Raw genomic sequence first — 15235 nt, 5'->3', positions numbered from 1 at the left:
CACCTTGCTGGAACCTTTGCAAAAAGCCAATGCCGAATGCCAGCGGATGGATTCTGGTACACCGAAGCGCTAGGGTTCGGCGCAATAGCGCTTGAACTTAAACAAGAAGTTATGGAATTAATGTTGAAGTTATCGAAGCAAAATAGCAGCACAAAAAGCGAGGAAAATTAACATGGGATTGGTATTGCTAGGCAGCGCCATTGTACTGGAAGTGGTCGGCACAACCTTTCTGAAATTGAGTGAAGGCTTTAGCAAACCACTGTTCGGGATATTGATGTTCGTCTTTTACGGTGGCTCTTTCACGGTAATGTCCTTCGCCCTAAAAGAGATAGACGTGAGCGTAGCTTATGCTATTTGGAGCGCGATGGGTACGGCTCTGATTGCCACTATCGGTATTCTGTGGTTCAACGAACCGCTAAATGCGCTCAAGCTAATTTCACTCACGCTGATTATTGCGGGAGTAGTGGGTTTGAACCTGAGCGGCACGAGTCACGGTTAGCATAGAGAAAAGACAAAACGCGGTTGTAATACGCTCCCACCACGCCTTATATAGGCTACTACAGGACGAGAATATCGGGGCGGCGCATCGTACCCAACCCTTCGATTTCAACGTTGGTACTGGGCCATTTCGAGGCGGAAGATTGGGTTAAAATCTCCATGCCCTTCTCACTGCTCACCAAAATAGTATCCTCACTTTTAGTGCCGGTTATGGAAGGATTCCAAGCAAATGCCTGCCAGTCCAACGCCGTTTCAGAGCTATTAAATGTGCCAACGTAATCGCGAGCTTCATAGCCTGTAGCGCCACCCTGATGATGCAATTGCCATTCGTCCGAAAAGCCTTCGCGGGCATATTGCGCCAAGCCCTGCTTGAAAACCTCACCAATAGCAACGCCGGGGCGGGTCGCCAGATTAAAAACTGCATCAATGCGCTGTACCGCCGCATGCCTTTTTGCCAGTTCCGCCGTAAGCGTACCAAAATGCGCCAAGCGGGTGCAACTGGCGACCAACCCACCGCTACGGGCGCATACTACCAGCATCACGTATTTCTCCAACTTCTTCGAGGTTGGAACGGGATGGCGATATTGCCAAATACGCTCGTCCGTTGCTACCAGCGTAACCGGAGCCAGTAGAGAACGGCTAAAACACTCTTGCGCCAATCTTCCCGCAATCTCCCATTCGCTCATACCGGGCTTAACCTCTGCGGTGGCGATTTCCAAAGCCTCGCTTGCTTGCCTACCAAGTTCGCGAAAACGCTGCACCTCATGCGAAGTCAAGCTCCACCGTTCACGCGCCAATAATGGGGCAAGGTTTTCTGAACCTTCGAGCGGGAAATCGGTGCCAACTTTAACGCCTTCCCCACCTAGCAAATCCTGTAAAATTGCGTGTTTGGCAGAGTTACCTTCCCACCAATTATGAGACACAACCTCAAAGCCCAGTTCTTTCAAGCCTTCTTCCTGTTCAAAGCGAGGGATTTCGATATTTTGAGTCAGGGCGTAAGTCTTGCCAGAAGCGGTATATACCAGTGTGGCAGCCCCCAACTCGGCAGCCGTATTCACCCAATTTACCCCACCGCCGGTAGCCCATGCAAAGTTGTTTTGTCGCCCCAGAACCAATGCATGCAACCCGTTGCGCTCCATAAAAGCGCGGATACGGGCATTTTTTTCTTGTGTCTCTAACTTTTGCGTCTCACCAACAGCCATCTTTTTTATCTCCTTTCCTGTGACCGTATCATATATTTTTTTCTCAATTGTTTGATTATTTTAGCCATGCTATAATTCCCAGAAATATCCATCTTAGAAGTGATTTACTTTATTATACTGCTCAGGCAAACAATTATTATGAGCAGCCAGAGCTTTTTATCTGGTAGGTGATAGGATTTGTTAACCAGCAGTTTCACCGGTACTCTAGGCTCTTTACGAGCTAATAATGAGCAGGAAGCACAATTCGCTGTTATTCTTTATGCCCCTACAGAGGTTTCTACCGCGCTGGATTATGTCAGATTCCGTTATGACCCGAGCTTTAAAATGAAAATACCCCCACATATTACCTTAAAGCGACCGGCTTCCATCGGCAATCCGCCTAATTTACCCGCTCATTTTCACGCTGTATGCCGCTCAATTGAAGAAATAACCCCTGCTATTCAGCCATTTACGGTTGAGCTATCGGGCTACGATGTTTTCAGGAAACCCGATTGTAATGTGGTTTTCCTCAAAATTGCCGACTCATCACCTTTGTGGTCTTTGCATCAAAAATTGCTCGACGCGCTTTCACACTTCTATATAGGTGGAGCGGCGGACAGTCTTGAAGGTGAAAAATACCACCCGCACCTTACCATCGGCAACAAATTAAGCGATATAGAATTGACGGTGCTTCAACATGAGTTGGATACTGGCAGCTATAAACTTGATTTCCGTTTTACTGCTGAGGAGATGGGCTTGCTGGCGCAATTGCCTAATACAGATGGTCGCCTTGAGTGGCGCACCATTTCTCATATCAAATTTGGAACAATTCCCGCTGCAAAATAAAAGGCGGCTATAGGTGCCGCCTCTAGCGTTCATACTGTAATGCTAAAGCTTATTATTACTTAGCTTTTTTGGGAATTAGCTTATCAAGTTGGGCGCGTGCTGCGGCTTTGTCGGTGAAGTAGAGCTTGTTAATGCCGGGGAACGCTTTCGACTTGTCCGGAACTTCTTCTTCCGCGAATATAGCAGAAACAGGGCACTCTGGTTCACACGCGCCACAATCAATGCATTCATCCGGGTTAATAAAAAGCGAGCGGTCATTTTCATCAGAATAGATGCAATCAACCGGGCAAACGTTGACGCAGGATTTATCCATTACATCCACGCAAGGCTCGGTTATAACGTAAGCCATCTCTTGTCTCCTCTTTTCTAATTTCTAATACGCCCAATCGGGCAACCATATAGGGGTACCAACCTTAGAGCCTAGCTAGTGATTGGTGACAGTAGCAGGGGTACGCTTCTACTTTTGATGTCGTTAAAGACAATACATTGCGGAAGCGTATATAACCGAAAAATTTGTGAAATCATACCATTTTCTAGTAAGGTTGACAAGTGCAGTTTTACACAAGCCTTACATAAGAAAAAGATGGGCCAGGTGGGAGTCGAACCCACACGAGTTTCCTCAAGCGATTTTAAGTCGCTCGCGTCTGCCATTCCGCCACTAGCCCCCGTAGAATTTCTACGGTCTAAAGTATATCAGAAAGATTGCTACATGTCATGTCGTTTATGAATGGATTCAGGGAAAATGCGTTTGAAAATAGCTGCCCCCTCTAATGACCTTACAGTGAACCTGAAATTATTTTAAATTTATACACTTGCTGTATCTCGATACGAGAAGTTTGAGCTAAACGCATTTTCCCTGCTCCTATATGGTATCATATACAAAATTTTTGTAGCTACACAGCCCGGATAAAAAGGGGTGCAGGGGAAACTCCATGCCGGGATAATAGGGGTGTCCCTATAATTTCTCCCTCTCTTTTCGAGGGATTTAGGGGGTAGTAAATAGTTACAAATTTTTATTATCAAGGAGATTCGGCAATGAACAGGGCGCAGCAACGCACCGCTGAGGGAATTCTTTTCACCGACCAGTATCAGCTTACAATGGCACAGCTTTATTTCCGACAGGGTTTGCACGAAAAAAAGGCTCAATTTGACCATTATTTTCGCAATTACCCTGATTACGGCGGGCATTCGGCGGGTTTTTGCATTAACGCCGGGCTGGAATGGCTGCTCGACTGGATGAAAGAAAGCTATTTCCGCGATGAAGATATAGCTTGCCTGCGTAGCCAAACCAACCATAACGGGACACGCCTGTTTGCTGATGACTTTCTGGAATGGCTACGCGCTAACGGCAATTTTGAGGGGCTAACTCTGCAAGCCATCCCCGAAGGGCGTGTGGTACATCCAGATTTACCACTGACGGTTGTCACCGGTCCTATAGCGATGGCGCAAATAATCGAGTCGGCTCTGCTCAACCAACTGAATTATCAAGTTTTGATTGCTACCAAAGCGGCACGGTTGCGGCAAGCTGCCGGAGGCAGAACAGTTCTGGAATTTGGGATGCGGCGCGGGCAGGGGACAGGCGCAAATGCCGGAGCGCGAGCGGCTCTCATCGGTGGCGCAGATTTTACCTCGAACGTAGGGATTTCGCATGTGTTGGGCTACACGCCACGTGGCACGCACGCCCATAGCATGGTGCAATTGTTCAATGCGCTGGGCGAGGGCGAATTGGAATCCTTTCGCGCCTTTGCCGAAGTTTACCCTGACGATTGTATCCTGCTAGTAGATACGGTTAATACCCTCGAAAGCGGGATACCGAATGCCATTAAGGTTTTCGAGGAATTGCGACGCAAGGGTCACAAGCCCGCCGGTATCCGCCTTGATTCAGGTGACCTTGCCTACCTCAGCATTCAAGGGGCGCGAATGTTGGATGCTGCTGGTTTTCCCGATACTTCCATCGTGCTTTCCAACGAACTGGACGAGCTAGTAATCTGGCAAATCCAAAGCCAAATAATGATGGAAGCCCCTCGATATGGGGTTGAGCCGGACAAATTGCTGGCTCGTTTGGTTTACGGGGTGGGGACACATCTTATCACTTCACACGGACATCCGGCGTTGGGCGGGGTTTTCAAGCTGGTAGCAGTGGAGCAAAAGGGCGAGTGGTTGCCCGCTCTGAAGCTGTCCGAAACAACCGCCAAGATTCCTAATCCCGGCAACAAGCAAGCTTGGCGGCTATATGATAAACGTGGCAAAGCTACCGCCGATGTGTTGAGCCTTGAAGGAGAAGACCTACGACAACATGAGAATCTGCGGTTGTACCATCCTTCCGACCCGGCAAAGTATCGGATTTTGCATTCCAGCGAAATTGAGAAGGTCGAGCCGTTGTTGGTGGAAATGGTGCGCGAGGGCAAATTCGTTTACGATAGCCCTTCGCTAGAAGAGATGCGAGCGGTGCGCGATGCCGATTTATCACGTTTGGATGAAGGGGTGCGCCGCATTATCAAGCCTCACGTTTACCATGTTTCGCTTAGCGAGAACCTGTGGCAACTCAAGCAGCGTCTGATAGCAGAGACCCTGCAAGAGCGTTATCACGAATAAACAAACGCAGCGCCAACCAAACCAGAATAAAACAAGGGGTTTGCACAAATTGCCGGGCAAACCCTTACCCCATTTGTTCCAAGTAATTCAAAAATAAATCGGGAACAATCTAGTGCAGGAAATTGGAAATTCGGAAAGATTAGGTGCATCAGTCACTCGCTGCCTGATTCCAAAACCAAATCTTAACATCTATAGCTTTATTCCCGTTTCAGTTTTGAATTACTTGGAACAGATGCGCTGGAATCGCCCTTCTTTTATTGCCACATTCCCATAAGATTTGCGCCAAACCATGAGAAATCTCACATAAATTTTCAATTTAACCCTAATTTTCATTTTGTATTCTGGTATTACCGGAAGATAATCCGGATGCTAAAAATAAAGATTTTAGAAAAGGCATGGAAAATAATGAACTCATTAGATAGCAAACCACTCGTAGAAATTGTAATACCGGTTTATAACGAAGAAGCAGCGCTAGAAAAAAGCGTGAAACAATTGTATCAATTCTTGAAACAAAATTTTCCTTATCGCTGGCAAATAACAATAGCAGATAACGCCAGCAAAGATCGCACTTGGGAAATTGCGCGTCAACTGAACTTAGCTTTGCCTGAAGTTAAGGTATTGCACCTTGACCAAAAAGGGCGAGGTCGAGCTTTGCGGCAAGCGTGGGGCAATAGTGAGGCTGAAGTAGTTGCCTATATGGATGTGGATCTCTCTACCGGTCTGGATGCGCTTTTGCCGCTGGTTATTCCACTGGTAGAAGGGCAAAACTCAATCGCAATCGGCTCGCGACTGGCGCGAGAAGCGCAGGTAACGCGCCAATGGAAAAGGGAGCTTATATCACGCTGCTACAATATTATGATAAAAGCGGTGTTCCTAAACCATTTCAGCGATGCCCAATGCGGGTTCAAAGCTATTACTACTAAAACAGCCCGGCAGCTTTTGCCTATGATTGAAAATAACGAATGGTTTTTTGATACCGAAATGCTGTTACTGGCAGAACATAATGGCATGAAAATACATGAAGTAGCCGTTACTTGGGTGGAAGACCTTGATAGCCGAGTACATATAACTAAAACCGTCAAGGAAGATTTAAAGGGATTGTGGCGCATGCGTAAAACATTCTGGAGCGGTAAAGGGCAACTTGCCGCCACAAGTTACGCAAAGGAAACCAATCCAAAAATAACCAGTTCGGTAAACCGGGCGGCTTAAAGTTAGGGATGTGAAAATCATGTTGGGGACGCGACATAGAAACTTGATAGTCTTTAATAGATGGCAAAACGAGGTGGGGCGTTTCTTGCGATTCCTGGCAGTTGGCTTAAGCGGCACTTTGCTGGATTTCGCCATCCTAAGCGTCCTAAAAACTTGGTTCGGTTGGCTTACTTTACCCGCTAATCTGGTTTCTTACTCCTGTGGCATCCTTAACAACTATCTACTTTCTCGCTATTGGGTCTATCCAGAGTCGAGAAAGGATAAGAGCTTACAACAGGGACTCCGGTTTATTTTAATCAGTCTGGTTGGGTTGTTACTCAATAATCTACTGGTATTCGCTTTGGAAGCTCCTGCCGGATGGTTACTATCTAACCCAAATTACGGCTATATACCGGCAAAAATAATTGCAACCGGAATAGTGCTGTTATGGAACTTTTTCGCCAATCGCTTTTGGACTTTCAACAAAGTTTCTAACTCATTGCTCCGCAGAGATTAAAGCCACCAACCCTAATTTTATAGGTAAATTTTAAGGTAGCCCAAACTTGTTAAGAGTTTGGCTACTTTTTTTGCTTGCCCCAAATAACCTCCGGTATTTGTAATATCACAGAGAAAATGGCTAATAGATTATAATATTTTAATCGTTTTAGGCGCTCCCCTTAATAAGATAAAAATTCTTAGGTTATATAATTTGGAAAGGTGGCTTAGAATTTATGCAAATGAGGTTGATTCTCAAAGCTTACGAACCTTCTCATCGAGATGCCGTCTTAAAGCTATGGAAGAATAGTGTACTAAATAACCTATTTTCTGCTGACGGTCATTTGTGGAAAATAAATGTCGAAAACAACGCTGCTTTCAAACCAGCGGATTTTTGGGGTGCATGGAATGAGCAAGGTATATTGCTCGGATTTGTTTTAACTCGACGCTTCCGAGATATAACTGCACCACCTGTTATGGTAGAACGCTATGGAAAAACAGGCTGGATAAGCCTATTACTAGTTGAAGAAGGCAGTCGAAAACAGGGCATTGGTACAACGCTGCTGGAAAAAGCGCATGATGCTCTATCAGATGTTGAACTGATTAGATTGGGTGGGGATTTTAGCCACTTTTTTCCGGGTGTGCCAGAAGGTGAAGCGTTAGAGTTTTTTTCAAATAAAGGCTGCAATTTTAATAAAGAATTAATAAATGACCTTTGCTTATCTTTGGATAATTGGCGCTTACCCGAACAACCCACTTCAATTGCGGGTGGGGATTATTTTTTTACTCAGGGCAAGGCTGGAGAAGAAGAATCTATTCTGGATTTTATAGGATTAGCCTCTAACGGTTTTTCTCCGCGCTGGCATTATGACCTTGAGCGATTGTTCAAAATAGGTTATAGCCCGGAAAATATAACGCTTATAAAAAGTCGCAGTGGTAAAATTGAAGGCTTTTTACAAACTTGGCAAGCAAAAGAAGTAATAGAAAAAGGTCTTTCACGCCCGATAATATTCTGGGCAATGCATGAAAAACCTAAAGAAAAGCATGGCAGCATTGGTCCTTTGGGTATAAATAGCACAATAAGAGGTGGCGGAATAGGGCTTGCCCTAGTGGCAGCAGGAACAGAACATCTTAGAAAAACGGGGGTTACATTTGCAACTATTGATTGGACAGATTTAACCGCTTTTTATGCAAAGCTAGGCTATCAGTCATGGCGAAGTTACAAAATTGGATATAAGAATTTATGAACATTGAGGTTTATAGCGACGCTTAGTTCGTCAAAAGTGTAATGACCTGTCGCTTGCATCCTGCGACTAAAAATATGGTTGGGTGACAATGGTGTAATACAATCTGGGGGTTAAAGACTATGGATGATTTTGGCGTATTTCTATTGATTGTAGCATGGTTAGTAGCCATAATTGGTGGTCCTACATTACTAATTATAAAAATGATTAAACGTGATGAAGACCCTGAACGACGTTATCGGTTGGTTACCGGGTTTAAGGGCTGGTTTATCGGGTTAGCCGCCGCACTGCTGTTGTATATAGTTTTGCCACCTATTTTTATAGACCAAAACGCTGACCCTGATACTCTGAGAGAGATACAACTGTTTTTTGTATTGATACTGCCACCAGTATGTGCAGGGATTATCTTCCTTATTTTTGCTATGCTGGCAGACAGATTCAAAACCCAAGACGAGTTTCCCCAAAGTCCAGAAGAGGAAGAGGGAAGTTATTACAGATATTAACCTCTTTTCGACTTTCAAATTCATTTAAAAACACCCGCTCATATTTAATCATCCTAATACAAAGGAGCTTTTTGTTAAGGCGCTAACCTATTATGAAAGGCTCTCTTATTCAAGCAAAATTCATCTTACTAGCTTATAATGTCGCTCTAATAATCCACAAGCTAGGAGCATGAGTGAAAACCAAAACATTTGACGGCGCAACCGCATGGGGCCCGGTTATCTTGTTGGTTCTAGTTGTTGCCAGTTGGGCAAGCGCCACTGTCGTAACCAAGCATATTTATCTCAAGCACCTAGCAACCCCCTTTACAATGGTAGCAGTCCGTTTTACCATTGCCGGAATTTTCGCCTTTCTGATTTACTGGCTTACTACCCGTAATAACAAAACAGCTTTACCACTGGTAGGAGGAATAAAGAACTACCTGATGGGCGGTTTATTTCTGTCAATTTATATGATTGGTCTCAATACAGCCCTGATTTACATTAGCGCCACGCTGGGAGGAATAGTATTTTTTGGCTTAAATCCGATGGTAGTGCTGATAGGAGGCTATTTCTGGCTAGGGGTAAAATCGGGCTGGCGGCAAGTGGTAGGCGTGCTAATATCACTGAGCGGAATTGCAATCGTTATAAGCGGAGGCAATCTAGATAAATTGCTCCAGAACCTAAACAGCGGAAATCTCCTGCCCGGACTGGCGCTGATGGTTTTTGCAACCTTTGGATGGGGGCTATATGGCTTGTGGGGAAAACGATATACCAGTTCCTTACCCGGTACAAGCCTGCTTTCGACCAGCTTAAACCAGTTAATCGGTGTAATCCCGGTTTGGATACTTCTAATATTGTTTGAACCAAACGGTCTAGCTTCTCTTAGTTTTGAAGGATTACTCTATATAGCATACGCCGGAATAGTACCATCCGCGCTAGGCTTTGCCCTCTTCTATACACTCCTCCGATATTTAAAGCTGGAACAAGTGGCAACCATCCAGTTATTCTCCCCGATATTCACGGAGGCACTGGCAATCCTATTCCTTGACGAACCGTTTGGGCTGGAATTGGTGTTAGGCACGCTAGTTTTGTTATGGGGCGTAAGAGTGGCAACCGCACCCCGAAAAAAAAATTCTCCAGAATAGGTACTACTAAGGCAGAATCTAAGGTGTAGACCCTATATAAAAAAATATGCCGTGCTGGTAAAATTTGCACAATGTGTTCAATTCATAACTTGAATTTGGCAACTGAGGCATATTAATATGGAACTTATGGCAGTGGGGCTAGATTGCAAGAAAGCCCCTCTCGAAGTCCGTGAAAAATTGTCGTTTGGTGGTGAGCGTTTGAACGGGGCGCTTGCAGCGCTGGTCTCGCATCCTCACATACTTGAAGCCGCTATTCTTTCAACTTGTAATCGGGTCGAACTTTATCTGGTTGCCTCCCACGCACGTCGTAACGATTTGCAGGCTGAAATGCGGCGGTTTCTGTCGGACTACCAAAGTGTACCCGAAAATCACTTTGCTGAATACCTCTATTATCATCATGGGCGAGATGCTGTCGCACATCTTTTTGAAGTTGCCAGCGGCATCCAATCTATGGTAATTGGCGAATGCCAGATTCAAGGGCAGGTACGTGATGCGATTGAAATCGCTCGGAAGCAAGGAACCGCCGGGCGGGTGCTAGATTCAAAGTTCCGCGCTGCAATTAGCGCCGGAAAACGCGCTCGAACCGAAACCACCATTGCTGAATATGGAGTATCGGTAAGCTATACTGCTGTAGAACTAGTCAAGAAGCATACTGGTTCATTGGCAGGTAAAGTTGGAATGGTATTAGGCAGCGGGCAAACTGCTAAATTAACTGCCCATGTGCTGATGGCAGCGGGCGTTAGCAAAATACTAATTGTTAATCGCACCTTGAGCAAAGCCCACAAACTTGCCGAACATCTTGGCATTAATATTGATAACACCTACGAACTAAAAGATTTGTCAAAAGCATTAGAACAAGCCGATGTGGTAATATGTTCTACTGGTTCGCCTTTCGCAGTTATTGAACCGGAACATCTTGAAAAAGTTATGCCCGGCAGAGTTGAGAGACCCCTTAATATTGTTGATATTGCTGTACCTCGCGATGTCGCTCCAGATGTTTCCGAAATACTAGGTGTTCAACTTTGGGACTTAGACGATGTGAAGAAATTAGCAGACGAGAATCTCGAAAAACGTCGCTCTGAAGTACAACGAGTAAAAGCAATTGTTAATGAAGAGATTGAAGAATTTATGAGCTGGCTTGGCTCATTGGCTGTAGTCCCCACCATCACCACGCTAAGAAAACATGCGGATACCATCCGCCGTGCTGAATTGGAAAGAATTCGTCACACTTTCGGTGACTTGTCCGATAAGCAAGTTAACATGATTGAAGAGCTAACCAGCCGCATCGTTAACAAACTGTTACACGAACCCACTACTAGATTAAAGGAAGTTGCCACCAGCACTGATGGTGGTCGGTATGCTGAGGTAGTCAAACATCTCTTCGCGCTGCAAGGAGCAGGTCATGAAACAAATTGAGTTAAAGGAGGCGGAAAAACCGCATACGGAATTGCCAAATAAAACATTTATTGTAGGAACTCGCGGTAGCAAACTGGCGCTATGGCAAACTAATTGGCTAATTGAAGAGCTTAAAAAAGCCCGTCCCGGTTTGCAAATCGAAACCCGCGTATTTACCACCCGCGGCGACCAAATTCAGGATGTGCCATTACAAAGCGTCGGTGACGATGGCTTTTTTGTGCGAGAGCTTGAAACTGCGCTGCTAGCGGGCGAAATTGATTTGGCAATACATAGCCTCAAAGACCTGCCAACCAAACAGCCGGAAGGCTTGCATGTAGCAGTTACCCCTGAACGAGTGGATGCCCGTGATGCGATTTTCAGTAGGCAAAACATTAAGCTGGCAGATTTGCCGCAAGGAGCGGTCATTGGTACTAGCAGCGCACGCCGAGTCGCACAATTACGAAACTATCGCCCTGATTTCCAGATTAAAGAATTGCGCGGGAATATTGATACCCGCATGCGTAAATTGCATGAACAAGATTATGACGCAGTAATATTAGCGGCAGCAGGGGTAAAAAGAATTGGTCGCCTTGACGAAGCGGCAGAATGTATCCCATTAAATTTAATGCTTCCCGCCCCCGGTCAGGGTGCGCTTGCGCCGGAATGTCGGGTAGATGACACAGCCTTACTCGATATTCTAAACCTGATTAACGACCGCAACAGCTTGATTGCTGTAAAATGCGAGCGGGAATTTATGGCAGCGTTGGGTGGCGGGTGCCAGACTCCGGTAGGCGCGTATGCTGAAATAGTGATGCAGCAACTGGTCTTGCGTGCTTTCATTGGTAGCCCCGATGGTTCTCGGAAAATTTTGGTGGAAATTCAAGAACCCAACGATGGTTCTTTAGCGCAGGCTAAAGAAGTTGCACTTCGTTTAGCAGAAGAAGCCCTTAACAAAGGCGCCCGCGAAATTCTGGATGATGCCCGCAAACAAGGCTATATCACCGAGAGAAAATAATGGATGCTCAAAAAGCACACCCCCTTGCGGGAAGGCGTATTGTAGTAACCCGTGCTAAAGAACAATCCGGCGGCTTATTGGAACATCTGCGTGAAATTGGCGCAGATGCTCTTGAATTTCCCGTCATCAAAACCATTCCGCCCAAAACTTGGGACGAAATAGATGGAGTAATTGCCGAACTTTCCCACTTCAACTGGGTGATTTTTACCAGTGTAAACGGCGTTGAATATTTCTGGCAACGAATGACTGAGTTAGGGAAAGATAGCCAAGCTTTTTCAGGCGTTAAAACCGCCACAGTTGGTTCTGCCACTGCCGATTCACTTCGCAGTAAAGGGGTTGAACCAAATTTAATACCCGTGCGCTTTGTAGCTGAATCCATTCTGGAAGCGCTAGGCGAAAATTTGCAAGGACAGCGTTTTATGCTGCCTCGCGCTGACATTGCCCGGCAATCTCTGGTTACAGGTTTAGAAGAAAGAGGCGCAATAGTTACTCAAATAACAGCTTATCACACTGTAGTAGGTGGAGAAAGTGGGATAAACCCCTCAGATTTGTTGCAATTACTGCAGCAAGGGCAAGTGGATGTGGTAACTTTTACCTCAGCCTCAACAGTGCGAAACTTCGCGGCGCGGCTTTCCAGCGTTAGCAGCAAACCATTGCCCGAATTGTTAAAAAATAGTGCGGTTGCCTGTATCGGTCCGATTACGGCTGGCGCCGCCCTTGAGATGGGTCTGAAAATAGACCTTCAACCTGAAAAATATACCATAGATAATCTGGTAGTTTGTATTTCGGACTACTTTAACCAGTCGAGCGCTACCGTATAATCAAAATACAAAACTGTGGATATAAATGTTGGAGGTACAATATAAATATGGACGACAATAACCCAACCAAAGGGGGTTCAGTCGCAATTCCTATAGCCGAAAGCTACGATAACCCTTCTGCTTTAGTTACTCCTGAAGAACAGGAAATGAAGCAGAAACTCGGGCTTAGGGGAGGGCGCGTTATGCCCGAAACTCCTGAACTGAAAGTTGAGTACAAGCATAACGCCACCAAACAACAATTCGTTAAATTCAGCTTTTACAAATTGGATCCGGCTTTCAGGCGCTTACCGATAGCAGAACGCCAAAAGGGAGTTGACGAGTTTCTACAAGCTATGGATGGTCTCTACCCAAGAGGTGAGTTATTGCGCCCTTATAGCCTTACAGGTGTGCGCGGTGACGTAGATTTCATGTTGTGGCATGTCGTTCCGGTCAACAAAGATGGCGAATCTTCCAGCGGGTTGGAACGTTTTCAGGAAGCAAACGCAACAGTTTTAGGAACAGGGTTAGGCTCTTATTTAACCGTACCTGTTAACTATACTGCTTTAACCAAGCGTTCTATTTATACCGAGCAGCATTTCCACACTACTTCAGAAAACGAGCGATTGCGTGTAGAGCCGTGGGGCGCAAAATACCTTTTCGTCTATCCATTCGTAAAAACACGCCAGTGGTATTTACTCTCAAAAGAAGAGCGGCAGCGTGTTATGGATGAGCATATTATAGTTGGACACCAATATCCAACCGTTAAATTGAACACTTCCTACTCTTTTGGTCTGGATGATCAGGATTTTGTAGTAGCATTCGAAACCGATTACCCGTCAGACTTTCTTGATCTGATAATGGAATTGCGTGAAACCGAATCTAGCTTGTTCACAGTGCGAGATGTTCCCATTTTCACCTGTGTTTCAACTACAGTGGAACAAATTATCAAAAACTTAGGTCTTTAGGCATCATTGCTTACGTCACAGGGGTCGGGGTACAATGCCACTGACCCCATCATTTTTAATCGGGGAAAAAAGAAATGAGCGAGAAGCGGAAGGGTTCAGCAGATTTATTTGAGGCAGCATCTAAAGTTCTTCCCGGTGGAGTCAACAGCCCGGTAAGAGCATTTCGAGGCGTGGGTGGCAACCCCATTTTCATTGATCGTGGCGAAGGCGCGTTCATGTATGATGTGGATGGCAACCGATATATTGACTATGTATTAAGCTGGGGTCCTTTAATTCTGGGGCATGCCAACCCAATAGTTGTAGAAGCTATCACTCGGCAAGCGTCGCGAGGTTCAAGTTATGGAGCGCCTACCGCACTCGAAACTGAACTTGCCGAACTGATTATATCGGCTATTCCATCCATCGAAATGGTTCGTTTGGTTAACAGCGGTACTGAAGCTACTATGAGCGCCCTAAGATTGGCGCGAGCTTACACCGGACGCAACAAGATTATCAAATTCATCGGCTGCTATCACGGACATGCCGATTTCCTACTGGTTCAAGCAGGTAGCGGCGTTGCCACATTGGGCTTACCCGATAGCCCCGGCGTAACTGCGGCTGCCACCGCCGATACTCTTACCGTTCCTTACAACAATCTTACTGCCGTTGAGGAGCTTTTTGCGGCGAACAAAGGACAGATAGCCGCCCTTATTGTAGAACCTGTCGCCGGAAATATGGGAATGGTAGAGCCTCAGCCCGGTTTCCTAGAAGGCTTGCGGAGCATTACCGAGCGGGAAGGCACAGTATTAATCTTTGACGAAGTGATGACCGGTTTCCGAATAGGCGGCTCAAGCTGTGCGCAGGGCAAGTATGGCGTTACACCTGACCTGACCACACTGGGTAAGGTTATGGGTGGCGGTTTGCCGGTTGGAGCATATGGCGGTAAGCTTGAAATTATGAAACATGTAGCCCCGTTGGGTTCGATGTATCAGGCTGGAACATTAAGCGGTAACCCATTGGCGATGGCTGCTGGTATTGCTAATCTCAAGGAGCTATTAAAGCCTAGTTTCTACCCACAACTGGAAGCGCATGGAAAATTGCTGGATGACGGCATGAGTCAAGCTCTTGCACAAAGTCCCGTTCCGGTGCAATTCAAACGCATTGATAGCATGTTCGGGATATTCTTTACCGCGCAGGAAGTGGTGGATTATGCCAGCGCAAAAACCGCCGATACTCGCGCTTATGCTACTTTCTTCTGGGGCTTGGTTGAACGAGGCGTTTACTTCGCACCTAGCCAGTTTGAAGCCGGTTTCATGAGCATTGCCCATACTCCGGAATTAATCGCTGAAACTTGTGCTGCTGTTAAAGACAGTCTAGCAAATCTGGCAGTTACTGCTTAAACAGGGG

At 45.9% G+C, this 15235-nt stretch carries 17 protein-coding genes and 1 tRNA gene; 15 read left to right on the top strand and 3 right to left on the bottom strand.

Features of this window, described 5'->3' with window-relative positions:
• Positions 1 to 36 precede the first annotated feature (36 nt).
• Together WCK19_RS10180 and WCK19_RS10175 are read left to right on the top strand one after the other, a co-directional pair.
• A complete protein-coding gene (locus tag WCK19_RS10180; RefSeq protein ID WP_342397265.1) occupies positions 37 to 171 on the top strand; it encodes a hypothetical protein in 135 nt (44 codons plus the stop codon).
• A gap of 1 nt (position 172) precedes the next feature.
• The gene (locus tag WCK19_RS10175; RefSeq protein ID WP_342397264.1) at positions 173 to 499 is read left to right on the top strand and encodes a multidrug efflux SMR transporter; all 327 of its coding nucleotides are present in this window, start codon (positions 173 to 175) and stop codon (positions 497 to 499) included.
• Between the two features lie 58 nt (positions 500 to 557).
• Here WCK19_RS10175 and WCK19_RS10170 read toward each other — a convergent pair whose 3' ends face one another.
• Positions 558 to 1700 (bottom strand): M24 family metallopeptidase, encoded by a 1143-nt coding sequence (locus WCK19_RS10170; RefSeq protein ID WP_342397263.1) that lies wholly within the window; start codon positions 1698 to 1700, stop codon positions 558 to 560.
• A 177-nt stretch (positions 1701 to 1877) separates the two neighbouring features.
• Here WCK19_RS10170 and WCK19_RS10165 point away from each other — a divergent pair, with 177 nt between their 5' ends.
• On the top strand, positions 1878 to 2525 hold the full coding sequence (locus WCK19_RS10165; RefSeq protein ID WP_342397262.1) for a 2'-5' RNA ligase family protein: 648 nt from the start codon (positions 1878 to 1880) through the stop codon (positions 2523 to 2525).
• Between the two features lie 55 nt (positions 2526 to 2580).
• On the opposite strand, the gene WCK19_RS10160 is transcribed toward WCK19_RS10165, so the two are convergent.
• Together WCK19_RS10160 and WCK19_RS10155 are read right to left on the bottom strand one after the other, a co-directional pair.
• A complete protein-coding gene (locus tag WCK19_RS10160) occupies positions 2581 to 2874 on the bottom strand; it encodes a ferredoxin family protein (RefSeq protein WP_342397261.1) in 294 nt (97 codons plus the stop codon).
• 235 nt (positions 2875 to 3109) lie between these two features.
• A tRNA-Leu gene (locus WCK19_RS10155) sits at positions 3110 to 3190 on the bottom strand.
• 370 nt (positions 3191 to 3560) lie between these two features.
• Here WCK19_RS10155 and WCK19_RS10150 point away from each other — a divergent pair.
• From WCK19_RS10150 to hemL, 12 genes are all read left to right on the top strand, one after another.
• Entirely contained in the window at positions 3561 to 5120 is a 1560-nt protein-coding gene (locus WCK19_RS10150) for a nicotinate phosphoribosyltransferase (RefSeq protein ID WP_342397260.1), read from the top strand.
• Between the two features lie 112 nt (positions 5121 to 5232).
• Positions 5233 to 5394 (top strand): hypothetical protein, encoded by a 162-nt coding sequence (locus WCK19_RS10145; protein ID WP_342397259.1) that lies wholly within the window; start codon positions 5233 to 5235, stop codon positions 5392 to 5394.
• Between the two features lie 131 nt (positions 5395 to 5525).
• Positions 5526 to 6329, top strand: coding sequence for a dolichyl-phosphate beta-glucosyltransferase (locus tag WCK19_RS10140; protein ID WP_342397258.1), 804 nt, complete (start codon positions 5526 to 5528; stop codon positions 6327 to 6329).
• Between the two features lie 19 nt (positions 6330 to 6348).
• Positions 6349 to 6825 (top strand): GtrA family protein, encoded by a 477-nt coding sequence (locus tag WCK19_RS10135; protein WP_342397257.1) that lies wholly within the window; start codon positions 6349 to 6351, stop codon positions 6823 to 6825.
• 214 nt (positions 6826 to 7039) lie between these two features.
• Positions 7040 to 8050 carry a GNAT family N-acetyltransferase gene (locus tag WCK19_RS10130; RefSeq protein ID WP_342397256.1) on the top strand — a complete coding sequence of 337 codons (1011 nt, stop codon included), beginning with the start codon at positions 7040 to 7042 and terminating at the stop codon, positions 8048 to 8050.
• A gap of 119 nt (positions 8051 to 8169) precedes the next feature.
• Positions 8170 to 8550 (top strand): hypothetical protein, encoded by a 381-nt coding sequence (locus tag WCK19_RS10125; RefSeq protein ID WP_342397255.1) that lies wholly within the window; start codon positions 8170 to 8172, stop codon positions 8548 to 8550.
• Positions 8551 to 8723: 173 nt separating this feature from the next.
• Positions 8724 to 9674, top strand: a complete 951-nt coding sequence (locus tag WCK19_RS10120) for a DMT family transporter (RefSeq protein WP_342397254.1) — start codon at positions 8724 to 8726, stop codon at positions 9672 to 9674.
• A gap of 117 nt (positions 9675 to 9791) precedes the next feature.
• On the top strand, positions 9792 to 11090 hold the full coding sequence (gene hemA, locus WCK19_RS10115; protein WP_342397253.1) for a glutamyl-tRNA reductase: 1299 nt from the start codon (positions 9792 to 9794) through the stop codon (positions 11088 to 11090).
• A complete protein-coding gene (gene hemC, locus WCK19_RS10110) occupies positions 11077 to 12084 on the top strand; it encodes a hydroxymethylbilane synthase (RefSeq protein ID WP_342397252.1) in 1008 nt (335 codons plus the stop codon). The genes hemA and hemC overlap by 14 nt, the downstream gene beginning before the upstream one ends.
• Positions 12084 to 12905 carry a uroporphyrinogen-III synthase gene (locus tag WCK19_RS10105; RefSeq protein ID WP_342397251.1) on the top strand — a complete coding sequence of 274 codons (822 nt, stop codon included), beginning with the start codon at positions 12084 to 12086 and terminating at the stop codon, positions 12903 to 12905. Before hemC ends, WCK19_RS10105 begins: the two co-directional genes overlap by 1 nt.
• A 47-nt stretch (positions 12906 to 12952) precedes the next feature.
• Positions 12953 to 13849: a chlorite dismutase family protein gene (locus tag WCK19_RS10100; protein WP_342397250.1), complete on the top strand. Its 897-nt coding sequence runs from the start codon at positions 12953 to 12955 to the stop codon at positions 13847 to 13849.
• A 74-nt stretch (positions 13850 to 13923) separates the two neighbouring features.
• Complete coding sequence (gene hemL / locus WCK19_RS10095) at positions 13924 to 15228, top strand: glutamate-1-semialdehyde 2,1-aminomutase (protein WP_342397249.1); 1305 nt, start codon at positions 13924 to 13926, stop codon at positions 15226 to 15228.
• The last annotated feature ends 7 nt before the right edge of the window (positions 15229 to 15235 follow it).

Source organism: Candidatus Chlorohelix sp. (genome assembly GCF_037138995.1).
GTDB lineage: Bacteria > Chloroflexota > Chloroflexia > Chloroheliales > Chloroheliaceae > Chlorohelix.
Note: the sequence above shows the minus strand (reverse complement) of the source record. Positions and strands in the feature narration are given on the sequence as shown.